The sequence below is a fragment of the Rhodococcus sp. ACPA1 genome (assembly GCF_002300195.1).
Lineage (GTDB): Bacteria > Actinomycetota > Actinomycetes > Mycobacteriales > Mycobacteriaceae > Rhodococcus_F > Rhodococcus_F opacus.
On record NZ_NSDX01000014.1, the window covers coordinates 164394 to 188297 of the forward strand.

22 protein-coding genes and 2 pseudogenes are annotated in these 23904 nt (G+C 64.4%); 12 read left to right on the forward strand and 12 right to left on the reverse strand.

What is annotated here, in order from left to right:
- Positions 1-453: a hypothetical protein gene (locus tag CJ177_RS47145; RefSeq protein WP_143548815.1), complete on the reverse strand. Its 453-nt coding sequence runs from the start codon at positions 451-453 to the stop codon at positions 1-3.
- Positions 454-1384: 931 nt separating this feature from the next.
- Here CJ177_RS47145 and CJ177_RS43620 point away from each other — a divergent pair.
- From CJ177_RS43620 to phoU, 9 genes and pseudogenes are all read left to right on the forward strand, one after another.
- Positions 1385-3718, forward strand: a complete 2334-nt coding sequence (locus CJ177_RS43620; RefSeq protein ID WP_257015042.1) for an SIR2 family protein — start codon at positions 1385-1387, stop codon at positions 3716-3718.
- 104 nt (positions 3719-3822) lie between these two features.
- Positions 3823-3970: pseudogene (locus CJ177_RS43625) on the forward strand (phosphate transport system regulatory protein PhoU); the annotation flags it as partial.
- Positions 3956-4501: a rhodanese-like domain-containing protein gene (locus CJ177_RS49650; RefSeq protein ID WP_373560094.1), complete on the forward strand. Its 546-nt coding sequence runs from the start codon at positions 3956-3958 to the stop codon at positions 4499-4501. The pseudogene CJ177_RS43625 and the gene CJ177_RS49650, both read left to right, overlap by 15 nt.
- A 54-nt stretch (positions 4502-4555) precedes the next feature.
- Positions 4556-4792 carry a hypothetical protein gene (locus CJ177_RS49265; protein ID WP_095870829.1) on the forward strand — a complete coding sequence of 79 codons (237 nt, stop codon included), beginning with the start codon at positions 4556-4558 and terminating at the stop codon, positions 4790-4792.
- 208 nt (positions 4793-5000) lie between these two features.
- A complete protein-coding gene (locus tag CJ177_RS43645; protein WP_095870830.1) occupies positions 5001-5456 on the forward strand; it encodes an SRPBCC family protein in 456 nt (151 codons plus the stop codon).
- 258 nt (positions 5457-5714) lie between these two features.
- Complete coding sequence (locus CJ177_RS43650) at positions 5715-6416, forward strand: hypothetical protein (RefSeq protein WP_095870831.1); 702 nt, start codon at positions 5715-5717, stop codon at positions 6414-6416.
- A complete protein-coding gene (locus tag CJ177_RS43655) occupies positions 6403-7191 on the forward strand; it encodes a hypothetical protein (RefSeq protein ID WP_257015008.1) in 789 nt (262 codons plus the stop codon). Before CJ177_RS43650 ends, CJ177_RS43655 begins: the two co-directional genes overlap by 14 nt.
- 474 nt (positions 7192-7665) lie before the next feature.
- Positions 7666-7794 (forward strand): hypothetical protein, encoded by a 129-nt coding sequence (locus CJ177_RS48975; RefSeq protein WP_257015043.1) that lies wholly within the window; start codon positions 7666-7668, stop codon positions 7792-7794.
- Between the two features lie 5 nt (positions 7795-7799).
- On the forward strand, positions 7800-8447 hold the full coding sequence (phoU, locus tag CJ177_RS43660; RefSeq protein ID WP_095870833.1) for a phosphate signaling complex protein PhoU: 648 nt from the start codon (positions 7800-7802) through the stop codon (positions 8445-8447).
- Between the two features lie 172 nt (positions 8448-8619).
- On the opposite strand, the gene CJ177_RS43665 is transcribed toward phoU, so the two are convergent.
- The 9 genes from CJ177_RS43665 to CJ177_RS43700 all read right to left on the reverse strand — a co-directional run bounded on the left by CJ177_RS43665 (position 8620) and on the right by CJ177_RS43700 (position 17759).
- The gene (locus tag CJ177_RS43665) at positions 8620-9813 is read right to left on the reverse strand and encodes an NADP-dependent malic enzyme (protein WP_095870834.1); all 1194 of its coding nucleotides are present in this window, start codon (positions 9811-9813) and stop codon (positions 8620-8622) included.
- A 118-nt stretch (positions 9814-9931) separates the two neighbouring features.
- Positions 9932-10249, reverse strand: coding sequence for a WhiB family transcriptional regulator (locus CJ177_RS43670; RefSeq protein ID WP_095870835.1), 318 nt, complete (start codon positions 10247-10249; stop codon positions 9932-9934).
- Positions 10250-10428: 179 nt separating this feature from the next.
- Complete coding sequence (locus CJ177_RS43675) at positions 10429-11460, reverse strand: cyclase family protein (protein ID WP_179443451.1); 1032 nt, start codon at positions 11458-11460, stop codon at positions 10429-10431.
- Positions 11457-11732 carry a hypothetical protein gene (locus CJ177_RS47810; RefSeq protein ID WP_179443452.1) on the reverse strand — a complete coding sequence of 92 codons (276 nt, stop codon included), beginning with the start codon at positions 11730-11732 and terminating at the stop codon, positions 11457-11459. The genes CJ177_RS43675 and CJ177_RS47810 overlap by 4 nt, the downstream gene beginning before the upstream one ends.
- A gap of 559 nt (positions 11733-12291) precedes the next feature.
- Positions 12292-13683 carry an MFS transporter gene (locus tag CJ177_RS43680; RefSeq protein ID WP_095870837.1) on the reverse strand — a complete coding sequence of 464 codons (1392 nt, stop codon included), beginning with the start codon at positions 13681-13683 and terminating at the stop codon, positions 12292-12294.
- Between the two features lie 170 nt (positions 13684-13853).
- Positions 13854-15320 carry an NAD-dependent succinate-semialdehyde dehydrogenase gene (locus tag CJ177_RS43685; protein WP_095870838.1) on the reverse strand — a complete coding sequence of 489 codons (1467 nt, stop codon included), beginning with the start codon at positions 15318-15320 and terminating at the stop codon, positions 13854-13856.
- Positions 15317-16438, reverse strand: coding sequence for an alcohol dehydrogenase catalytic domain-containing protein (locus CJ177_RS43690; RefSeq protein WP_095870839.1), 1122 nt, complete (start codon positions 16436-16438; stop codon positions 15317-15319). Before CJ177_RS43690 ends, CJ177_RS43685 begins: the two co-directional genes overlap by 4 nt.
- The gene (locus tag CJ177_RS43695) at positions 16435-16824 is read right to left on the reverse strand and encodes a zinc ribbon domain-containing protein (protein ID WP_179443453.1); all 390 of its coding nucleotides are present in this window, start codon (positions 16822-16824) and stop codon (positions 16435-16437) included. The genes CJ177_RS43690 and CJ177_RS43695 overlap by 4 nt, the downstream gene beginning before the upstream one ends.
- 68 nt (positions 16825-16892) lie before the next feature.
- On the reverse strand, positions 16893-17759 hold the full coding sequence (locus tag CJ177_RS43700; protein ID WP_218835195.1) for an N-acyl homoserine lactonase family protein: 867 nt from the start codon (positions 17757-17759) through the stop codon (positions 16893-16895).
- 72 nt (positions 17760-17831) lie between these two features.
- Between CJ177_RS43700 and CJ177_RS43705 the strand changes: the two genes are divergently transcribed.
- Positions 17832-19652 carry a GAF domain-containing protein gene (locus tag CJ177_RS43705; protein ID WP_179443454.1) on the forward strand — a complete coding sequence of 607 codons (1821 nt, stop codon included), beginning with the start codon at positions 17832-17834 and terminating at the stop codon, positions 19650-19652.
- 433 nt (positions 19653-20085) lie between these two features.
- Positions 20086-20325 (forward strand): annotated as a pseudogene (locus CJ177_RS49655) (IS30 family transposase); the annotation flags it as partial.
- Between the two features lie 140 nt (positions 20326-20465).
- Here the strand turns inward: CJ177_RS49655 and CJ177_RS43710 are convergent.
- Both CJ177_RS43710 and CJ177_RS43715 read right to left on the reverse strand, forming a co-directional pair.
- Positions 20466-21809: an APC family permease gene (locus CJ177_RS43710; RefSeq protein ID WP_095870841.1), complete on the reverse strand. Its 1344-nt coding sequence runs from the start codon at positions 21807-21809 to the stop codon at positions 20466-20468.
- 29 nt (positions 21810-21838) lie between these two features.
- Positions 21839-22717 (reverse strand): carbon-nitrogen hydrolase family protein, encoded by an 879-nt coding sequence (locus CJ177_RS43715; protein WP_095870842.1) that lies wholly within the window; start codon positions 22715-22717, stop codon positions 21839-21841.
- Positions 22718-22922: 205 nt separating this feature from the next.
- On the opposite strand from CJ177_RS43715, the gene CJ177_RS43720 reads away from it, so the two are divergent.
- Positions 22923-23819 carry a LysR family transcriptional regulator gene (locus CJ177_RS43720; protein WP_095870843.1) on the forward strand — a complete coding sequence of 299 codons (897 nt, stop codon included), beginning with the start codon at positions 22923-22925 and terminating at the stop codon, positions 23817-23819.
- The last annotated feature ends 85 nt before the right edge of the window (positions 23820-23904 follow it).

Below are 23904 nucleotides of genomic sequence, written 5' to 3' on the forward strand. Positions count from 1 at the left end.
TCAGGAGGCGGAGGTCGACGGGGCAAGTGTCCGGCCACTCGGCGTAGAGTTCCATGAAGGTCTCGTACGGCTGTGAGTCCCTTCCCAAGTCTCGCCCCGTGCGGTCCGCTCGTAGACGACTCCGTTGGCGACTTTCCAGAGGCGTGCCGGGGAAAGGGCGGCGACCACGAACCCATTGTCGTTGCTGGTGGTGTAGTTCTTGAGCGCCTCGAGGACATCCTCAGCCGGTCCCTTGTGCCAATGCTTCGCGGCCGCAGTTAACGCTTCTGGTGGGGCGTCCCCGGCGACCCCGACCAGGAGGTCGGAGCGGACAATCGCCATTTTCAGAACCGGTGCGTCGTACTCGCGAAGGGACCGCCGGGATCCCGCCTCCCGAGTCGGGTGGACGGTTATTTTTGTGTCGGCGACGGCGGAGATCTTGTCTCCGTGCTTCCGGGCGACGATCAGGGTCATGCGACTCCTTCGGGCTAAAGGTGCGGTAGCCCGCATCCGGCGCCGAGGATGTCCCGGCGCGCCATCGAAGGTAAGCACAATCTTCAGTCTTCGCAACCCTTCAGGAAACTGGATTCTCACTGGTCAGGTCGTGTTTGACACTACGTCCGGCCCGTCTCAGCTACTCTGCGGCGCGACCTTTGGAGCAACTGAATAGTTGCAGTATGAGAGAACGTCGAGGAGTCCCTCAGCGCCGCCGCAGTCGCTCTCTGGGTTCGTTTGCGAGCCATCGACTCGATGTCGTTCGGGACGTCGGTGTGCTCCGTGCAGGAACCCTGTCGCCTGCCATGAGCATGGGACCGTCCTGACCTGATTCTTGCCACCTTCATGGGACCACTGGGATTGCCAGTTGTGGGACCACCCGGCGCGTCGCGCCGGAGTCCCGTCGGATCGCTCGTTTGATCGTCGTGTCGGTATCCCCGGTCGCGAAGGCGGACGGGCATGGCGTTTCGGTAGGTCAACGTGAACGAAGTCAAGGAAGTGCTCCGCGTCTGGCTCGGGGTGCCCGGGTCCCGGACACCGGGGTTACGCACGATCGCGGCGCACTGCGGGGTGGACCTGGCGCGACACCGCGTTGTCGATCGAATAGCCGACAGCCACACGCTTGAGACTCCAGTCCGCCTTGCCCGGGGATGAAAGATGTCCCTTCGAGCAACTCTGACTGCCGCGAACTTGTACGCCACGTGAATGCATTCGGGTCATGCTCTCCTCGAATCCGCATAAGAGACCGTATGGTACGACGGACAGATTGAGAGAGGGCAAGATGATCACACTAGACGACCTTGTGCATCAGATCCGGCCAGAAAGAGCAGTCTTGCTCCTGGGTGCAGGGGCGGCGATCACGTCGGGCGCTCCGAGTGGCGCCCAGTTGTCCTCACTCTTATTGTCTCGGATGAACCCGAAGCCCGACACCACGGACCTACAAGAGGTCTGCGGAATTTGGGAAGCGCGACAGGACCGTGCATCTCTCGTAGCAGAAATCCAAGCGATCTTGGGACACTTGTCACCCAGCAACGCCCTTCTCGCACTCCCGAAGTTTCGATGGCGCAATATATACTCGACAAATTTCGACCGCCTAATAGAAATGAGTTACCGAAATTCTGGGATTGAACTCAATATCGTAAGGTCGAACTTTGACTTTGCTGGAAAACGAGACGATGTCCCGACGTTGTACAAAATTCACGGATGCATAACCCAAGATATATCGACTGGTCACCAGGCTCGAATGATTCTGACCGAACGGGATTACGATGCGGTTGCAGACTATCGAGAAGCAGTTTTTAGGTCTCTATCGTTCGATCTCGTAACAGCGGACACTCTTGTAATCGGGCAATCTCTCAAAGATGCCCACCTCCGGCAGATGGCAAAAGACGCAGCGAAAAAAGCGATAAGCAGCGGCACGAGCGGCCGGGTGTACGTTCTATCGTTCGAACGTGACGACGACCGCGCGATGCTCATGGAGCAGTCGGGGATCCGTGTGTGCTTCGCCTCGCTAGAGGAATTCGTATACAAATTGAGCCTTGATTCGCCGGATCCGCTCGTCGCATCATCCACAAGCCCAATCAATGGTGTTTTGCCCACCAGGCTGGCAACGGCATGCGTAGACGTGTCGCACGCCTCCACGCTCCCCAGTAATCCTGTCCGCCTCTTCAATGGTGCCGCTGCTACATACTCAGATATAAAGTCGGGTTTCACGGCAGAGAGATCCGATGAAATCCGAGCCTTCAAGGCCCAGGACTCGGCGAAGGGTTTCTTCACAGTTTTCGCTGGAGTCGCTGGAGTTGGTAAGACGACCTTTGCTCGAAGAATCCTACATAAACGCGCGCAAGATGGATTCCTATGCTGGGAAGCCAACATGCAGTTCCCCCTCGACGTAGAGGGGTGGTTGACTGTGGACGAGAATCTGCGGGGATCCAACCGTCAAGGGTTTCTCCTAATTGACGATTGCACTACCCAGATGTCAGCGGTCAACGCGCTTGCGTCCAAGCTCGGGAGACTGGATCGGCCGCATTTGCGGCTGGTGCTCACAGCGAACTCCGGATTATGGCGAAGTCGTCAAAAATCGAGCGCCTTTTTCAAACGGGGTACGACTGTGTGGCTCTCACGTCTGAAGGAAGCAGATCTCGTCAACCTAATCAACCTGGTTGCATCGCAACCGAGAATTCACGAATTAGTCGATCCCGCTTTTCTGCTTCTGAGCGATAGGCAACGACTAGAACGCTTGAGGGACAGATGTAGCGCAGAGATGTTTGTATGTTTGAAGAATATCTTCGGGAATGATGAGCTTGATTATATTCTCTTGCACGAATACGCAGAGCTTGAGCAGGCTGAACAAGATGTCTACAGGCATGTTGCTGCTCTTCAAGCAATGGGTGCGCGGGTCCACCGTCAACTCGTACTGCGTTGTCTCGATATAGACGCTGGCCAACTCGAAGCAATGCTGGTGAAGCTCGACGGCATAGTCGAAGAATTTGATGTCAGTCGCGACAAGGGTTTGTATGGATGGTGCGTCCGTCACGACGTAGTCGCACACATAATTTCCTCATATAAGTTCGCGCGCGATGATGAGTTGTACGATCTTTTGGTTCGAATTATCGAGGGACTGAATCCTGGTGTGCACATGGAGATTGAAACTGCAAGAGCGATATGTGCGCAGGACTGGGGTATCGCAAAGCTCAACTCGGATACCGACCAGGTCGATTTGCTCCGACGGGTGATATCCGTACTCCCGGCGGAGCGGATACCCCGGCGTAGATTGGTAAAGAAGTTCTTGGACTCGGGCCACCTAGGTGAAGCTGCCCAAACCATAAAGTCGGCCCGTGCGGTATTTGCAAAAGACATGATTATCGATCGTTACGAAGTGAAGATGTTGCTTGCCCGAGCCCGAGCGGACAATTCGCTCCGGATAGAAGACCGCGAAGCGATACTGCAAGACGCGTTGAATAAGGCGCGGAAGCTCGTTGCAAATCATGATGTTGACGGACAAAATATCCGTACTCTGGCGGATGTAGCTGTCGAGCTTGCCCACATGACTGGAGAAGTCGACCTCCTCGGTGAGGCGCTTGGTCTATTCAGAGACGCTGAAGACGAACTGTTGGACCCCGAGATTGCGCGTTTGCGGATGCAGTACGAGCAGCAGGACCGCAACTTAAGGCGGGGGGATCCGCTGTCCACCCAAACATCAGACGAGCCGGACGATCAGACTATTGATCTTGCCCGGCATTAGTTCCTGGATAGACCGACCGAGCTGATGGCTCCTCGGGGGAGCCTTCTGACCGGGAAAGGTGACATATCCCGGTGTTGTCTTCGGCAGGCGGACGAGGATGATGCGTGCGGATGAAGTTTCACGAGCAGCTCGACGAGCTGACGGACCGTCTGGCGTTGATGTGTCACCTGGCCGGGGAGGCCGCCAGGGGCGGCGACCGACGCCTTGGTGCTGGCGGACCTGTCCCTTGCCGAGCGGGTGTTCGACCCGAACGCCCTCGACCCCGTTGGGGTCGGTCAGTGCCGTGGCGGCCACCTCGAGTTCGGCGGCGGTCCAGGCGGGGAGGCCACCGTCGAGTTCGCCGATCAGGTTGTCGTACCCGATTTTCACGCCCTGCCACACGATCTCGTTCACGTCCTGATCGGGGTCGCGGACAATGATCAGCGGCCGGTCGGTCGGGGCGAGCCAGCCCAGCCAGGTCCGGACACCGACCAGGTCAGCCGGGACCAGCTGTTCGAGCGGGCCCGGTTCGGGAAAGTGACGGTCCTCGACGTGCGTCCCCGCGAGGAATACGAGGCCGGGCACATCCCGGGCGCGGTGTCGGTTCCGTGGGACGAGTTGGCCGATCGTCTCGCGGACCTGCCCGAAGACCAGGAGATCGTCGCCTACTGCCGCGGCGCGTACTGCGTGCTCGCGCACGATGCGGTCCGGTTGCTGACCGACCACGGCCGCCGCGCCGCGCGGCTGGCCGACGGCATGCTCGAGTGGCGCCTGGCGGCCCTGCCGGTCGACTCCCTGGCCTGAGCCCAACCCGGCCGCGCCTGTGCGGGCCCACCCCCGAAACTTCCGAGGTGATCGATGAGTCCGCAGCAGATCCCGCAGCAGCGCCGCACACTGGCGGTCCTGGTCGGCGCCCGAATCCTCAGCGGTGCCGGGCCGGCCACCGGTATCGCGGTCGGGGCGATGCTGGAGAGGACCAGCCTCGCTGGTCTGCCCGGCGATGTTCACCCTTGGTGGCGCCCAGCCGCCGCGCAGACTGCGAATTGGAAGGCCCTGCACCGCGCACACCTGACCTCCCGGGCGACACGTCGCTGACGAGTACCGTCGTGATCTTCGTGCGGGAGCCCGCACACCAGCGACTGAGATCTCGGGTACGAACCGCGTCCACCGGTTGAGTCTGTCAATCACGTTGCGATACCACCGCCGGTTAATGTTGGGTGTTCGAGCTCATCGGACGCATTCGGCTCGGACTTTTGCAAACCCATCCCGCGGCCGGGCAGCTCCGGAACGGAGGAGGCCAAGTATGACAGGAGTGGTCGTCGAGACCGAGATCATCATCGCGCGGCCACGGCACGAGGTCGCCGACTATGCGTCGAATCCCGACAATGCGACCGCGTGGTACACGAATATCAAAGAGGTGCAGTGGAAGTCGTCGAGACCGGCAAAAATCGGCTCTCGCGTCGCCTTCATCGCAGAATTCCTCGGTCGCCGCCTGATCTATACCTATGAGGTCGTCGAACTGGTACCGGACCAGCGCTTCGTGATGCGCACTGCCGAAGGTCCGTTCCCGATGGAAACCACCTACGAGTGGACGGACGCACCAAACGAGACCACGAAAATGGTGCTGCGCAACCGCGGTGAACCGTCAGGATTCTCACGGATTGGGGCGCCGGTGATGTCCCGTGCCATGCGTCGAGCCAACAACAAGGACCTCTCTCGTCTGAAGGCCATCCTGGAAGCAGCAGCCACGAGCCGGTGACCACGACCGGGGCGCGCATCCCACGAGACGCCGCTCCCGCCAAGATCTCCCCGCGTGAGTGGCTGATGGTCACGCAGCGTCCTGCGGCGACGCGGTTCGAACTCGTCGGACAACGACGATGCAGGCGTATCGGCCGACCGAACGCGTCCCGATCGCCCCTGACCGGTCACTAGCGGTTCTGGAGACCCGACCACCGGCTCCTACCAGGTTTGAGGTGCATCTTTTGCGTTATATGGTCGCGGGTGCGACTATATGTGTATGGGTGAGATGTCGGTGTCGGCCGCAGCTGCCGAGCTGGGCGTGTCCGGTCGGCAGGTCACTCGTCTCGCGCGGGCGGGGGAGCTGGTGGTGACGCGGGAGGTGGGGAGGGCGTTGTTGTTGGATGCGGGGTCGGTGCATCGTGTGGCGCAGGCTGATCGTCAGCGGGGTCGGCCGTGGAATGGGGAGGTGGCGTGGGCGGGGTTGGCGATGTTGTCTGGTGTGGGGGTGGATTGGATTTCGCCGTCGCAGGCGACCCGGTTGAGGCATCGGCTGCGGCGGGCGAGCGCGACTGAGGTGGCGTTTCTTGCCCGCCGGCGCGCGCGGGTGCACCGGATGCGGGGATGGGGTGATGATCTGAACACTCTTGTCACCGGCGGGTACGTGGCGGCCACCGGTGTCAGTGCGCTGACCCATGTTCCGGGGGTGGTGGGCCGGTTCGGTTTGTCGGGAAGGGGTGGTGGTGCGGTGGACGGGTATGTGGTCGGCGACGACCTCGCCGGGGTGATCGATGCCTTCGGTTTGGTGGCGGACGTTGAGGGGGAGGTGACGTTGAGGGTGGTCACTGGGTTGGACCGGTTTTTCACGACGACGACGTTGCCGGTGGCGGCGGTTGCGGTGGATTTGATGGAGTCGCTCGACACCCGGGAGCGCAGCGCCGGGGCGCGGGTGCTGGGGGAGTTGCTCGATGATTTCCGGTGAGCGGCCGGAGTGGACGGTGCAGGCACCGGTCGGCGGGTGGGGGCCGCCGTGGCCGCAGGCCGCCGAGATCGCTCGGGTGATTCCGTCCGAGCAGTGGACGTTGATCGGTGGGTTGATGGTTCAGCTTCATGCGGTGCGCGCGGGTGTGCCGTTGACCCGGGCGACGGTCGATGTCGACATGATTTTGCATATGGAGACCGGTGCGGCGACGTTCGGTGGTGTCCGCGCCCGGCTCGAGCAGCTCGGATACGAGTTGCAGATGCCGGTGAGGGGGCGGGTGCACCGGTTTGTACGTTCGGGTGGTGTCGAGCAGGTCGATGTGATGGTCGCCGATCACCTGGCACCCCGGTTTCGGCCGAGGGTGTCGGGACGTGAGGTGTTCGCCGTTCCTGCGGGCACGTCCGCGTTGCGTAAGACGGTGGACTGCCTGATCGAGATCGATGGGGTGTCAATCAAGTTGAGTGTGCCCGACGTCCTGGGGGCGTTGGTGCTCAAGGGCGCGGCCTATCTCGAGGATCCCCGCGATCGGGGGCGTCATCTCGACGATGCCGTGGTGTTGGCGTGCGCCATCGAGAACCCCATGGCCGATCGGGCACGGATGAGGGGAAGTGATCGCGGCGGAGTCCGAGCCCTGGCCGAGGCGTTGGCCGATCCGGATCATCGGTCGTGGCTGTCGATGCCCGAGCAACGCCGGAGACGAGGACGTGATGCGTTGCTACTGCTAGTTCAGGAGCCGAGAACGAGAGTTCCTCAGCAGCAACGAAATACACGATAATGAGACACTTTGTCGTCTGCCGGGCGCGGACCTGGCGTAGATCGCAGGTCCCCCCGACGGCGGTGCGGGGCGATCCTGGACACCGAGGCGGAGGCGCTGAACGCTCTTCTGACGGTGGTAGGCCCGGATCGGAACCTGGTGTCGACGAACCGGTCCCGCTGACCCTTGGGTGGCCCGTCTGGGACCTGGAAACGGCCCTGTGGGCGTTGCCGGGGATGCCGCCGGCGGCGAGCAGACTCCCGAACGATCGTGTCGTAGCAAGTTCGGACATCGGCTCGGCCGGTATGAAGGCGACGAAGCTGATTGCCCGTTCACGTCCCCGGCTGTACCCGATCTTCGGTTTCGGTGGTCAGTGCGGTCCTGGGCACCGAGCGCGCACATCTGAACCCGGTCCGGGAGACGCTGCGGTCCGACGACTGGGCATTGCACCACTGACTGGAGTCGATCCGCGGGGAGGCCGGCCTCCCCGACGAGATCTCCGCATTGCGGGTGTTCGATGTGATCGCCTGGATGGACGGGGAAGAATCGCGGCCTGGGCGAGCCGTCGGACCAGGAAAGATGACACGTCCCGGTGTGTTGTCTTCGGCAGGTGCACGAGGATGATGGTTATGCGGATGAAGTTTCACGAGCAGCTCGACGAGCTGACGGACCGTCTGGCGTCGATGTGCCGGCTGGCCGGGGATGCGGTCCGGGCGGCGACCGACGCCCTGGTGCTGGCTGACCTACCCCTGGCCGAGCGGGTGTTCGACCTCAACGAACAGATCGAGGAGTTGCGCGGTCCGTGCGAGGACCTGGCGATGGCGCTGCTGGCGTTGCAGGGCCCGGTGGCGCGTGATCTCCGTCAGGTGGTCACCGGTGTGCACCTGGTAGCGGATCTGAGCCGGATGGGCGGGCTGGTGCAGCATGTGGCCGAAAGTGTCCGCCGGCGTCATCCCGAGCACGTCGCTTCCGGTGAGGCGGAGGAATTGCTCTCCCAGATGGGGCGGGTGGCGGCCGAGTTGGCCGGCCTCGCCGAACGGGTTCTGCGCACGCACGATCCCGAACTGGCCGCCGAGATCGGTAGACGCGACGACGAGCTCGACGACCTGCACCGCCGGCTGCTCACCCTGATCGAGGATCCGGCCTGGACCGGCAGCATCCCGGCCGCGGTCGATGTGACCTTGTTGGGGCGTTTCTACGAACGTTTCGGTGACCACACCGTCGTGGTCGGGCGCCGGGTGATTTTCCTCGTCACCGGGGAACAGATGACCCCGTAGGTGGTCGCCGTCACGGGCCGCATCGCTGCGGCCGATCCGAGCGTGGACTTCGCCCTGCCCGTTGGTGTGCGCGTTCCTGCCGTTGTGACGGAATCGTCAGCCGGATGCTTGAACACACGCCCCGCATACATCGTCGGGGTGACTGAGAAGCCGTGCGTTGACGAGATTCTCGCTAGTCGGTGACGCCTTCTGCGCGAGCAGCGGCGGCGACTGCCTCCGCGACAGCGGGGGCGACGCGAGGATCGAGCGGGCTGGGAACGATCTTGTCTACAGCCAGCTCGTCACCGACGACCGAGAGGATTGCCTCGGCGGCGGCGAGCTTCATACCTTCGGTGATCCGGCGGGCACCGGCATCGAGCGCACCCCGGAACACCCCGGGGAAGGCAAGCACATTGTTGATCTGGTTCGGGAAGTCCGAGCGTCCGGTGGCCACGATCGCCGCATGCTTGCGGGCGATGTCCGGGTGGATCTCCGGGTCCGGGTTCGACAGCGCGAACACGATGGAGTCCTTCGCCATCGCCCTGATCAGCTCCTCCGGCACGGTTCCCGCGGACACCCCGAGGAACACGTCCGCCCCATTGAGGGCTTCGGCGGTGCCGCCGCGGCGGCCGGCCGGGTTGGTGCGCGCGGCCAGATCCACCTTGACCGCGTTCAGGTCCTTGCGGTCGGCGGAGACGATGCCCTTGGAGTCGAGGACCGTCACGTCGGCGATCCCCGCGGCGAGCAGGATGTTCGCGCAGGCGACGCCGGCGGCGCCGGCACCGGAGATGACCACCCGCAGCTGGTGGAGGTCGCGGTCCTGGACCTTGACCGCACCCTCGAGGGCGGCCAGGACGACGATGGCGGTGCCGTGCTGGTCGTCGTGCATGACCGGGCAGTCCAGGGCCTCGATGACGCGCTTTTCGATCTCGAAGCAGCGCGGCGCGGAGATGTCCTCGAGGTTGACGGCACCGAAGCTCGGGCGCAGCCGGATCAGGGTTTCGACGATCTCGTCGGGGTCCTTGGTGTCGAGGACCAGCGGGATCGAGTTCAGTCCGGCGAAGTTCTTGAACAGGGCGGACTTGCCCTCCATCACGGGCAGGGAGGCGCGGGGGCCGATGTCCCCGAGGCCGAGCACCGCGGAGCCGTCACTGACGACGACCACGAGGCGGCTGGTCCAGGTGTATCGATCGGCGAGGGTTTCGTCGGCGGCGATGGCGCGGGAAACCTGCGCGACGCCGGGGGTGTAGGCGATGGACAGATCACGCTGGGGGTCGAGTGGGGCGGCCAGTTCGACGGACAGCTTGCCGCCGAGATGCCCGGCGAAGATCTCTTCGTCGGGCATCTCGACCTTCTGCGGTGTGGTGGGTTCGGACACGAGAGTCACGGCTTGTACTCCTGCTGTGGAATTGGGCGTCGGCGGTGGGAAAACTGAGTCCGGAATTTGGCGCGGGCTTTGCCGCAGCATGGGGTGCAGCTTCAGTGCACGTGCTGTTCGTGGGTGGCTAACCGCATTCGCGGGACGGTGTCGAGCAGTCGTTCGGCGCCGAGGAGAGGGAGAGGCGACGTCGGTCGTTTTCCGTCGTGCCTCCCCAGACGCCGTGCTCGCCGACCGCGATTGCGTGACTGCGGCATTCGCGCTGAACGGGGCATTGAGCGCATACGTGTTTCGCGGCGCGTTCCCGGCGGAGGCGGGCGCCGCGGGGTTCTCCGTCGTAGGTGAAGAAGAACTGGGTGTCCATCGAGCGGCATTGGGCCTGCCATCGCCACGACCATTCGTCGCTGTTCACAGGATCGTCTTGGTCCTGCGCCACAGAGTGCATTGGCAGATCTCCAGTACTTGTGATGGTCGGCGGTGGATTCGGTGTCCAGGGACGGCGGCAGTCCTATCTCCCCTTGTCGGAGGTACCGCGGTAGGGGCCGATTCCGTGTGATCGTTACGCGAGAAGCCGGTTCGCCGGCCGTGGTACGAAACGGTGCGTCGTCGGCTAGCGGGAGGGGGTCAGCGTAGGGCGGTTGCGTTGGCCGGTGATCCGACTCCGCCGACGATCGGGAGGGGCGAGACGGTGATCAGGCATTCGTAGCGCCCGTCTTGCTTGCAGGCGGCGGCAAGGGGGTCGAGGTCCCACAGTTCGCCGATGGGCATGCCGAGTAGCCCGATGAGGGCGCGGTGCATGATGCCTGCGTGCGGGTCTCCGGTTTCTCCGCGTTGTTCGGCGTCGGAGAGGAACGGCGTGCCCGGTTGCGCCGGCCAGCACTCGAAGGCGAAGTTGTCGGCCGCGACCATGGCGACACGGTGATCCCACAGCCATTCCACCACGTCCTGGCTTTGTAGCACTCCGGTGTGGAACTGCTTGTGCACGAGGTTTTCCCGCCACTCGGGTGTGCTGTGGTTGCGGTAGTGGTCGAGCCAGCCGAACCGGATCAGGACGATATCGCCGGGGCGTATCTCGGTGTCCTGGTCGTGCAGGGCGGCGGTGATGGTGGCGAGCGGGACCGGTTGGCCCGCGGTGTGGTCGATCGGTGTGCCGTTCGCGGCCAGGTATCGGTCGACGTCGATGAGGATCGCTCGCCCGGCGATGGGGAGGTGGGTGAGGTGGTGGATGCTCAGTGTCTCGGTGCCGGGTGTGAAGGTCTCTCCGTCGGCGCCGTTGTAGAACCCGTGGTCGGGGTGGGCGATGTGGCGGAGCCCGTCGAGCTGCGACCCGTATTGGGTGTAGAAGCGGTCGAGCCATTCGTCGCGGTGGAACGGTGTCCGTTGAAAGATGTGATGGATTAGTGGTTCTCGTGTCGGCGCCAGGGAGGGTGCAATGGTGTCGGAGCGGAGGTCGAGTGAGAACGCTTGCCCGGCTCGCACGGAGTGCGCGGACCGGCTCAGGTCGGCGAGCCGGAGGAAGTTCAGCGTGCCGAGTTGGTCGTCGGGTCCGAACAGACCCCAGGACGAGCCCGGTGGCGCGTCGGTTCGGGTGAGCAGTTCGCGGTAGCGGGGGTAGTTGCTGCCACGGGGTGGAGCGCTGTGTTCGTCGATGGTCACTGGATCGCCTTCCGCGCGTGGGGGTGAGCGTCGACGCCGCGATCGCCGGGGACGGTGCTGGCCGGCTCGGTGACGGCCGGTGAGTTGCCGGCATGGGCGGCGCGGAGCAGGGCACTCAGATCGTCGGCGGTGACCGGGCGGGGGTTGGATGGGGGGATGACGGGCAGGATCAACTCGACGGCCTCGGGAATGTCTTGCTCGGTCAGTCCGTAGTCCTTCAGTGCGGTCGGTGCGTGAAGCTCGGCTTGGAGGGCGCCGAGTCTGGTGGTCAATCTTCGACTGATCCATGGGATCCAGTGTTTCGGTCATCGTCTTGCCTTCTCGCCAAGAGAACTCGGCGTGTCGGCCAGATCCAGTTCAACCGTTATCCCGACAGTCCCTGCCGATGGACCGGATATCGACCGTTTGGTGCATGTGACTATCAGGTGCGTGACGACTGGCCTTCGCGAGCTCACTGGTCGAGCCCGAATCGATACCGCGATCGAAGTCGAGTGGATCCGTGCGGGTGGACTAATTGCGCACTTGTTTGCTTCGGCCGCACAGAGTTCCACTGAAGATTTCGCGCACTACAGGGGGGCCGCCAACTAAGAGCTTGTCTCATGTGGAGAGTTTCTTGAAGCAGGTGAGTGCCGCGGCTACCGACGGATCGGTGATCGTAGGTTGCGTGTGTTGCGAAACCGGATACTTCGTGATTCTGAATGTCAGCAATGCGTGCGTGCGACAGTCGCCGACCTCGGCCGAGTCGGGTTTTTCCCGGGTTCACAAAAGCAACCGCCCCTCGGCTGGCGCCGTACGTGAGGAGTGCCGTGCGTCCGGACTGGTTCTGCTCAGTCATGCTGGGGTTCCCGCCTTCGCGCCGGCAGCCTTCTCGTCCGCCAGGATCTGGGCGTCCGCCGCGTCGATCGATTCGAGCGAGATGCCCTTGGTCTCCCGGGCGACGATGACGGCGACGACTGTGACGAGGCACGCGATCGCCAGGTAGATCGCAATCGGAACGGACGAGTCGTACTTGCTGAGCAGGCTGGCCGCGATGATCGGCGCCAGCGAACCGGCCACGATCGACGTCACCTGGTAGCCGAGGGAGACACCCGAGTACCGCATGCGCGTCGGGAACATCTCGGCCATGATCGCCGGCTGGCCGGCGTACATGAAGGCGTGGAACACCAGGCCGATGATGATCGCTCCGAGGATGACGGCGTTGTGCCCGCTGTTCATCATCGGGAAGGCGAAGAAGCCCCACGTGCCCGCGGTCAGCGCGCCGATCATGTAGACGGGACGCCGGCCGATGGTGTCGGAGAGCCGCCCGACGAGCGGGATCACCGCGAAGTGCACGGCATGCGCGATCAGCATCCACCAGAGGATCTGCGCGGTGTCCGTGTGGACGACCACCTTGAGGTAGGTGATCGAGAACGTGACCACCAGGTAGTACATGACGTTCTCGCCGAAACGCAGGCCCATCGCCGTCAGCACGCCGCGGGGGTAGCGCTTGAGCACCTCGAAGACGCTGAAGGACGTCTCCTTGATGTGCTCCGCTTCCTTCTGCGCCTGGATGAAGATCGGAGCGTCCGTGACCTTCGTGCGGATGTAGTAGCCGACGAGGACGATCACGGCCGACAGCCAGAACGCCACGCGCCAGCCCCAGCTGAGGAACGCCGCATCGGACAGCGTCGTCGTCAGGATCAGCAGGACGACGGTCGCGACGAGGTTGCCGGCAGGCACGCCGGCCTGCGGCCACGACGACCAGAAGCCGCGGGACTTGTTCGGGCTGTGCTCGGCCACCAGCAGCACCGCGCCACCCCACTCGCCGCCGACGGCGAATCCCTGGATGAAGCGGAGGGTGACGAGCAGGGCCGGGGCCCAGTACCCGATCTGGCCGTACGTGGGCAGGCAGCCCATGAGGAACGTGGCCGCGCCGACGAGGAGGAGGCTGAACTGGAGCAGTTGCTTGCGGCCGAACTTGTCGCCGAAGTGACCGAAGACGATGCCGCCGAGGGGCCGGGCGACGAAGCCGACGGCGTAGGTGACGAACGCCGCGATGATCGCGTCGAGTTCGTTGTCCCCGGCGGCGAAGAAGACCTTGCTGAACACGAGCGTCGCCGCGGTCCCGTAGAGGAAGAACTCGTACCATTCGACGACGGTGCCGGCCATGGATGCGCCGACCACCTTCTTCAGCCCGGACGGCGGGGCTTCGCTCTCGAGTTTCGGCTTGTTGTGGACGTTCATCGTGGATTCTCTCGCCTTTCAAATAGGTGACAAACACTGCTAAGTCGGGGTTACGTTGCCGTCCGTGGTGCGCAGGATCCCTGGCCCCAGGACGAGCGACACAGTGGGTGAACAAACTGGGACACACCGTCAGATGCGCTCTGCGGGCGTGCACCTCTACTCGGCGTACGTCATATTCCAGCGATGCCGACGTACATCGTCTCCAGGTATTCGTTAATTCCTTCGCTTCCGCCCTCGCGCCCGACGCCGGAGTGCTTCACTCCGCCGAAGGGCGCGGCGGGGTTGGAGATCACACCCGAATTCATGCCCAGCATCCCGGTTTCCAGACGCTCGGGGAGGCGGAGCCCGCGTCCTGCGTCACGTGTGTACACGTATGCGACCAGGCCGAATGGAGTGGCGTTGGCCAATGCAACGGCCTCGTCCTCCGTGCGGAAGGTGACGACCGGTGCTACAGGGCCGAAGATTTCCGTGGACAGAATCGTCGCGTCGCTCGGTACCTCGGTCAGGATGGTCGGCTGGTAGAACCATCCGTCCCCCGGAATTGGGGAACCGCCGGTCGCGACCTTGGCACCCCGGCTCACCGCATCGTCGACCAGGGCCGAAACCTTGCCGCGGCTCTTCTCGTCGATCAGCGGACCCAGCTCCACACCTTCCTCGGTGCCGCGGCCGACGCGTTTGGCTTCGAAACGGGCGGCCAGGCGCTGCACGAACTCGCCGGCAACGTCCTCGTGCACGTAGAAGCGGTTGGCCGCGGTGCACGCCTCTCCGGTGTTGCGTAGCTTCGCCGCGAGCGCGCCTTCGACGGCCGCGTCGATGTCCGCGTCCTCGAAGACCAGGAACGGTGCGTTGCCGCCCAACTCCATCGACGTGCGCAGCACGTTGGCGGATGCCTGTTCGAGCAGTGTCCGGCCGACTGCGGTCGAGCCTGTGAACGACAGCTTCCGCAACCGCGGATCAGCGATCAGCGGTCCCGCGGCAGCTCCCGCGTGGGTCGTGGGGATCACGTTGATCACGCCTGCGGGCACGCCGACTTCGTCGAGGATCTGTGTGAACAGCAAGGTTGTCAGCGGTGTGAGTTCCGAGGGTTTGACGACCATCGTGCATCCTGCTGCGAGCGCTGGGGCGATCTTGCGTGTCGCCATGGCGAGTGGGAAGTTCCACGGTGTGATCAGCAGGCAGGGCCCCACCGGCTTCTTCAGCACGAGCAGACGTGAATTGCCGTCGGGTGATTTCGTGTAGCGACCGTCGATGCGCACCGCCTCCTCGCTGAACCAGCGGAGGAACTCGGCACCGTAGGTGACTTCACCTTTCGCCTCGGGCAGCGACTTTCCCATTTCCATGGAGATGAGGAGTGCGAAGTCGTCAACCCGGGCGAGGACCGCCTCGTACGCCTTGCGGAGCAACTCGCCGCGAACTCGGGGCGGCGTCGCCGCCCAGAGCTCCTGTGCCGCCGCGGCCGCGGCGAGCGCGGCGGCTGCGTCGTCCGGTGAGGCGTCGGCAACCGCCACCAATACCTGGGCAGTGGAGGGGTCGTCCACCGTGAATCGTGAACCGGTTGAGGATTCGCGCCATTCGCCGGCGATGAACAGCCCTGTGGGTATTGTCGCGAGAAGTTCCTGCTCGCGCTGTGCGGTCATGCGTTTGCGCCGTTCTCGAACAGGATCACCTGGCGGACGGAGGTGCCGTCAGCGAGGTTATCCATCGCCTGGTGGATCTCGTCGAGCGTGATCGTCGATGAGATGAGCGCCTCGACCGGCAGTTTTCCCTCACGCCACAGTTGGGCGAAGATAGGGATGTCCCGTGCGGGGACGGCGGATCCGAGGTAGCTGCCGACGATGGTGCGCGCTTCCGCGGTTATCCCGAGCGGGGTGATCGTGGCTGTTGCGGTGGGCGCGGGCAAGCCGACAGTGATCGTCTTGCCGCCCATGCCGGTAACCTGCACCGCAGTTTCGAATGCGCGGGCGTTTCCCGCCGCTTCGATGACGATCGGTGCCTTGAGGTCGGCCTCGATCGCTTCTTGCGGTGTGTACACGGCGGTCGCGCCCAGCTCACGGGCGCGCTCGAGTTTCTCGGCAACACCGTCGATGCCGATCACCGGGCCGCGTCCGAGCGACACCGCGGTGATCAGTGCGGCCATGCCGACACCACCGAGTCCGACGACGACGACGGTGTCGCCCTCCTGCGGATCACCGGCGTTGATGACGGCGCCGCCCCCGGTGAGGACCGCGCAGCCGAGGACGGCCGCAATCTGCGGTGGAATGTCATCATCCACCGGCACGACAGAACGTCGGTCGACGACCGCATGGTCGGCGAAGCCGGAGACGCCCAAGTGATGATGCACGTCCTCACCGTCGCGGTGCAGTCGGTGACCGCCTCCGAGCAGTTCGCCGGCGTTGTTCGAGGCCGAGCCGGGAGTGCAGGGCAGCCTCCCGTTGGTCCGACAGTTCGCGCACTCGCCGCATCGCGGCAAGAACGCCATCACGACTCGCTGGCCCGGGCGCAGGTCGTCCACTCCCGGCCCGACCTCGACGACCCGCCCCGCGGCCTCGTGCCCGAGGAGCATCGGGACGGGACGGACCCGGTTGCCGTCGACGACGGACAGGTCGGAGTGGCACAGCCCCGCGGCTTCGACCTTGACCAGAAGCTCTCCGGGTCCGGGCGGATCCAGGTCGAGCTCCCAGATGCCGATCGGCCGGGACTCAGCGTACGGCCGCGACGTGCCGATTTCCTCGAGTACGGCTCCGACGATCTTCACGCCGAATCACTCTCCTTTGCAGTAGGTTTCTGTGTTGCGTGGCTGTTGCAGCGACCGCCGCCGGATGTCGCGAGCGCGCTGGCAACGGATGCCTGGATGTCGTCGCCGGCGCGGAGGGGGCGGTCCGCGAAGATCCCTTCGTGAGCGAGAACCGGGCGGCGGTCGCCGGCAAGCTCCGGGTACCGCTCTTCGAGTGCCTCCCGCTTACGAGCGAGCTTGTGCCAGTGGGCAACGGTCTCCCTGTCGCCCTGCCTCACCGCCCGCCACGTGTTCGGCAGTTGTTCGCGGCTAGGCCCCGCCTTCGCCATTCCGCCGATGCGCACTTGTGAGAGACGCCGCCGGGTCTCGCTGCCGCACACGACGCAGTCGGGTGCCGCGGAGTTCATACTCGGTAGGACATCCTCGAAACGGTGTCCGTTCGCGCAGCCGAAATCGTAAATAATCATGTGCCCGTCTAGCTGTAGTAGCCGTCGGGCGCGAGCCGCAGTGTCTCGAACTGTTCGGCGTCGTGTCCGAAGATGACTTCCGCCCCGGTACGGTCCGCGATACCGCGCAGCTTGTCCACCGACTCGAGCCAACGGAGGTTGTCCCAGACGATCGCGGCTCCGGTGGCCGGCGGTCCCCAGCTTTCGCCGAGGTACACCGCATCGGAGGTGAAGATCTTCGTGCCGTCGTTCTCCAGGTCCAGCTGCAACGACATGGTTCCCCACGTGTGACCGGGAGTGTGGATCACGCTCACGCCGGGAAGGATCTCGGCATCTCCGTGGACCGCCTCCAAATCAAGGCCCTTGTAATCGCTGACGATGTGCGCGCCGCGCGAGTACCCGGTGATGCCCCGCGCGCCTTCGATCTCGTCAGCTTGCGCGAGGATCCGTGTCTTCGGACTTGTGAACATTTTCGCATTGGCGGCGTGATCGAAGTGCAAGTGGGACAAGATCAGGATGTCAATATCGTCGGGGGTGAGCTCGAGGCTCGCGAGCGACGTGTCGAGGTATCCCGGACCGTCTGCTGGATCGCTCACCGGAAAGAAATCGTGAAAACCGGTCGGCGCCCACCGCTCCTCCCAGTCGCGTGGGACACCTGTATCCCACAGGATCTTCCCCTCAGGGTGATCGATCAGTACGGCATGGGTAGGACATTCTCCCCACACCACGGGGTCATTCTTGTGGTTCCTGTCGCGGATCGTGTGGCCCCCCTGAAGCAGCAACCACGTCAAGTCCGTCTCCATAACGCCGGTGGAGAGGACGTGCACCTTCATATCGACCACTGCAACCTCCTTCACTTTGTGGCGTCTCTCACTCTGGCCGATCTTTTCGGCCACGAACACAGCGCAGAGTGACATACTTAGCCTGCAAAGATGGCAGTAGGTGCTACAGGTGGGTTCGGAGGACCAATGCACATTCCCAGCGATGCTTCGACGACAGTCGAAGCCGCGCCACCCCAGGCGCCCCCGTCGACGCCCGTGCTCACCCCTCCCTCGACGGACGACGTGCGCCGTGCGCTCCGCGAGTGCGCGGAGGACCTCACCAGCGTCCGGGACCGTGGAGTGGTACTGCAGGGAATTCTGCGCCGCGCCCGAACCCTCTTAGATGCCGACATGGCATATCTCAGCGTCAACGACCTCGAGCGCGGCGAGACATGCATCGAAGAGGCCGTCGGCGTGCAGACCACCGCCTACCGCTCCATCCGCATGCCGCTCGGGACCGGAATCCTCGGAGCCGTCGCCGCGGGGAATGCACCCGTGCAGACCAGCGACTACCTCACAGACCCGAACATGAACCATCTGCCCGAAATCGACGCGATCGTCCGGGGCGAAGGGGTTCGTTCGATCCTCGGGGCACCGATCCGGGTTGGCGGCCGGGTGGTGGCAGCGCTCCTCGTTGCGTGCCGACGACCCTCCGAGTTCTCCGAACGATCGGTCGCCGCGCTAGTTGACTTCGCCGCACAGGCAGGTGTCGCCTATGAACACCTGCGCATCCGGCGAGAGGTCACAGGGTTGCGGACAACATTGTCCCAGACCGTGTCCTCAACGGAGCGCCGCCAGCACGAACTGGAGTCACTGCTACTCCTCGACGACCGTCTCATGGCCGCCCTGCGCGGCTCCAGCGCCCTGGTGAGCATCATCGACGTGCTCGGTGAGTTCCTCAGCGCACCGGTGAGCATTCACGATCCCGATGGCAATCTCGTTGTCGGGCAGGCGGTAGCAGCCGACGGGTTGCTGTGCACGCCGGAGCTGCGGACGTCGGTGACGATCTCCCATCGCGAACAGGGTGCAGTTCCCGTCACAGCCGGTGACGTCCCATTGCTCGTCATGGCGGCATCCGCGGGAGAGGAACATCTCGCGACTCTCGTTGTGAAGGACGGGAGGGGGCGGCGCGAGATCATCTCCCGCGCATCGGTCTTCGTGTCCACGGCCTACCTCTTCGAGCGGACGTTGGAGGCCTCGTCCAATCGAGAACAGTTCGAACTGATCGAACTGCTGATGAACATGCGCGAACGCACCGAGCCTGCGCTACAAATGCGACTACAGTCATACGGCTTCAACAAGGGTGAAGCTCTCGAAGTGCACGTGTGCGAAGGAACGGCTTCGGTACAGCAGAGCTCGACGGTCGCGGCGATCAAGACCGCGACGGCCAGCATCCCCGCTGTTGTCGCGGTGCATGCCGGACATATCTGCGTGCTCTGCCCGGCCACCGAACCGCACACACGAGGCGCAACGATCGCGGATACGTTGAAAGCCGCAGGCTTGACCGTCCTCGTCGGCAGTGCGAAAGCGTCCGGCGTTGCCGCAGTGCGAGCCGCGCACGACGAGGCGCGCGCAGTGGTCTCGGCGATGCGAGCACTGGGCCGATCTCACGGATCCTCCGACGTTATAGACCTCGGTCTGGCAGGAGCGATTTCGGGGGCGCGAGATCAGAAGTGGGTGGCCCGCCTGATCGGCCGCTTCCTCGGTCCGCTCATCTCGTACGACCAGGATCGCCACACGCAGTTGTGTGAAACTGCATGGCATTACTTTGAGAACGGTGGCCACCTGGCCCGGACGGCCGCGGCACTCCACGTCCACATGAGCACCGTGCGACAGCGTATTGACCGTATCGACACCATCCTGGGCGAGAGTTGGCGCCGCGCACCCAGCAGCCTGGACACGCACCTCGCCCTCCGCCTGAGTCGACTCCGCGCCGCGGAGGGAGGCATCGATTTCCGGTCGTATTGATATAGATGGTTCCTGCGACGGCACTGTCACGTGTGAAAGAAGCCAGCGGCACGGGTAATTTGGAATATGCGGAGATGGAATCCCGCTGGGGGATGATCACGTTTCAGTCAGCAACATCGCGCGCGGTGACTTCTGTCGACGGAGGGTCGGATGGTTCTGGCCTACTTTCCGTGATCGATTCTGAATGTGTCTGCCGCTGAGTGGATTCGTTTGCGGACCAAGTCGAATCGGGGTGACAGACGCCAGGAAATCCCGGATTGATTTGCTTTCGCACATCATTGATTGGCAGCCACGACACCCATCTTGCGAGTTTGTCGAGGGTATCGCTGTAGTCCTCCATCCTGCGAAAGTACATTTCCCCTCGATTCGGATCCGTGAGCATCTTCGCGCCCGCCCTTGCGCACGCGACAGGTCGCGATAGGTGCAGCGGGGGCTGGCGACCGACATGCCGGTCTACTTCTGCGACCCAGCCTCGCACTGGCAGTGAGGATTGAATGAAGACACCAATGTCGTACTGCGGCAGTACTTTCCGAATAGTGCAGAACTGTCGATCCACTGACCCGCGTCCTCGAACGAGTCGCCCACGAATGCAACTCAACATCCGGCCCGCAAAACACTCGACTGGGATACCCCAGCCGAGCGCCTCGCTAGACTCATCGCCGCTGCCGCATAAACCACGTGTTGCAATGGCCCCGTTCTCGGCGAAGGCGATCGCAGCGGCCCATGGAATCCGCCTCTGATGGTGAGGGCCTTTCTCATGCCAGGAGACTAGCGGGGCCCTAGCGTAGGGCAAAGGGCAGCTGGGGAGGGGAGCTACGCGGTGACTTTGTCGGTGGCCACGGGGTCGTCGTCGAAGGTCATTTCCGGTGCGGGCCGCCGGAAGCCCTTGGTCAGAACGGCCAGATAGACAACGCCGATCGCCAACCATACGCCGCCGATTTGGAGAGCGACGTCACCGAGCCGCGTGAGCAGATAGACGGAGACGGCGCCGCCGATGACCGGCATGACCAGGTACGAGAAGAGGTTGGGGGTGCGACCGCGTCTGTGCTCTCGGATCAGGTGGGCGATCACGCAGACGTTGACCACGGCGAAGCCGAGGAACGCGCCGAAGTTGATGAACGAGGTGGCTGTGGTCAGGTCGAGTTTCATGGCGATGACACCGGCGGCCGCGGTCAACAGCAGGTTGTTGACCGGGGTGCCGGTCTTCGCCGACAGCTTGCCGAAGACGGCCTTGGGCAGTACGCCGTCGCGTCCCATGACGTACATGAGGCGGGCAGCGGACGCCTGCAGGGCGATGCAGGAGGCAATGGATCCGGCGATGGTGACGAAGTTGATGATCTCGGCGTACGTCTCGCCGCCGACCTGGACCTTCAGATGGTAGGCGGCAGCGTCGACGTCGGCGAAAATCGCACCCGGGTGGACGAGTTGCATCACGAAGGACAGCACGAAGAAGATGGCGCCGGCGGCGATGACGCACCCGACGATGCCTCTGCCGATCGTCCTCGCCCCGCCCCTGGCCTCCTCGCCCAGCGTGGAGAGGGCGTCGAAGCCGAGGAAGGAGTACGCGGCGATGGCGGCGGCCGCAGTGACCGCGCCGATCGAAGTGCCGGAGTTCCATAGGGCGTCCGTGGCGGGCGCGGAGGAGCCGTGTTTGCCGAGGAAGACGACACACAGGGTGGCGAAGAGGACCAGCGACCCCAGAGCGATGAACATCAGGACCTTGTTGACGCGGTCCGCGAGTTTCATGCCGAAGACGTTGATGGCGGTGGTGATGCCCACCGAGACGATCAGCCAGACCCATTTGGGTATGTCAGGGAACTGGGCGTTGAAGTAGATCGCCGTGATCAGCCAGCCGACCATCGGGATGAAGAAGTAGTCGAGCAGCATCGCCCAGCCGGACAGGAAACCGATGCGGCTGTCGAGCATCTTGCGGGCGTAGGTGTAGACCGACCCGGAACCGGGCACGGCGCGCGCCATCTTTGCGTAACTCAGCCCGGTGAGCACCATCGCGAGGGTGGCGACGGCGAACGCTGTCGGGGCCACGCCGCCGCTGGTGGCGGCGACCACGCCGAAGATCGTGACGACGATGCCGGGGGAGATGTAGGCCAGGCCGAACAGGATGACGGAGAAGAGGCTCAGGTCGCCTTTCAGTCTCATGGTGTTCCCAGTTGTCTCTGTCTCGCTGTTCATCGTGGGGGCTCCTCGGTGGTGTGGGCGGCGGTCCAGGTGGCGGGGTCGATACGGCCCCCGTACAGCGGGAGTTCGAGGGGCGCGTCACCGGGGCGGAACTGGTCCCAGACGCGGTTGAGGCCGGCGGTGCCGTAGCGGCGGACGTTGCTGACCTCGTCGAGGTCGATCACGTCGGTGAGGGTGGAGTCGCCGGCATCGACGGTTTCGGCGCGCACGGTGCCCTGTGGATCGACGACGAGGCTGCGGCCGATCCCGGACGGGGCGGCGGAGTTGACGCTGGCGACGAAGACCTGGTTGGTGATGGCGTTGGCGCGGCTGAGGACGACTTCCTGCGCGCGGTCGCTCGTCGGGGTGCGGACCACGTTGACGATCAACTCTGCGCCCATCCAGGCCAGATGGCGGGAGACCTCCGGGAACCAGGTGTCGTAGCAGATGGACAGTCCGATACGGCCGACCCCGGCGAGGTCGACGACCTCGAACCGGTTGCCGGGTGCGGTCGTCTCGTAGGGGCGCCACGGGCAGATCTTGCGGTACGCGGCGAGGCGCTCGCCCTGCGGCGAGTAGACGGGTGCCGTGTTGTGGACGCGACCGTCGGCGCCGCGTTCGTAGACGCTGCCGGGTACCAGCCAGATGCCCAGGTCGCCCGCGAGTTCGGCGAGGGCAGCGTCCCGTTTGCCGTCGAGCGGCTCGGCGGCCTTCTCCGGCGCGGCCGGAACGCCTGGGGCGCTCTCGCCGAGGTGTAGCTCGGGGTAGACGACGAGGGCGCCTGGTGCGCGCAGCTTCACGCGCCGCTCGACGTCGGAGGTGAAGCCTGCGAGGTCGTCGGCCGGGCGGCCGGGCGCCTGGGCGAGGATCAGGGGCAGGGGGCGGGTCATGTGGGGAACACCAGCCAATCGAAGGTAGGGCTCTGGAGGGAGCAGTTGATGGTGGTTCAGGCGCCGGGGGCGTGGGCCAGGCGGCCGGGGTGAGACAAGCGTGGGCCTCGTCACATATAATTTCAAATACTTTCTAGGGCTGACTTGCATGCCTTTGAGGCATGTAAGGGTCATGTCTCCTCCGTCTTCCGAGAGGCCACTACCAATGGAACTACGGGTGCTGCGCTACTTCCTGACCATCGTGGAGACCGGTTCCGTCACCAAGGCCGCCGAGGAGGTCCGCGTCGCTCAGCCCTCGCTGTCGCGCCAACTGCGCGGCCTGGAGGCGTCGTTGGGCATGACGCTCTTCGACCGCGGCGGCAGACAGCTGATCCTGACCGCCGCCGGCCGGCGCTTCCTTCCGTTGGCCCGAGATCTGGTCGCCCGAGCGGACGCCGCCGAGGCCGCAGTCGGAGCGCTTGCTTCCGGTCGCGCCATGCGGATCACCGTGGCGGCGCCGCCCACCACCATCACGGACGTGATCGCACCGTTCCTGTCCACCTGGGGACCGGAGGATCCGCTCGTGACGGTGCAGGCGGAGAGCCCGGCTCGTGCGTACCAGGCCCTGGGGAGGGGCGCCGACGTAGCCATTTCCACGGCGCCTCCGAGGCGCCGTTTCGCCGGGCTGCCCGTGGCGCGGCTACCGCTGTGGGCCTATGTGCGGGCCGACCACGCCTGGGCGAACCGGGACGGCGTCACGATCGGGGAACTCGCCGCGGCGCCCCTCATCGTCCTCACCCCGGCGCACGGCACCCGACGCGTCCTGGACCATGCCGTGCAGGACGCAGACGCCTCGTACGACATCGTGCTCGAATGCGACACTCCGCACGTCGCCCAGGCCATGGCGGCGTCGGGCCACGGAATTGCGGTGGTCTCCGACGATCCCCGCTTCGACCTGCACCCGCTGCTCATCCTCGACGGCGCGGGCGAGCCGCTGCAGATTCATCTGCACGCCGCATGGGACCCCAGCCACTATGCGCTGCGCAGCATCGAGATCTTCGCCACGGGGTTATCGCGCTTCTGCGTCGAGCAGTACGGGCCTCAGGTCACCGCCCGCAGATGAGCTGGACGTATACCTGGCGGGCAGCCTGATCAGACCGGACAGGCATTGTACGGCGGCCCCGGCGGGCCGCAAGGATACAGCGATA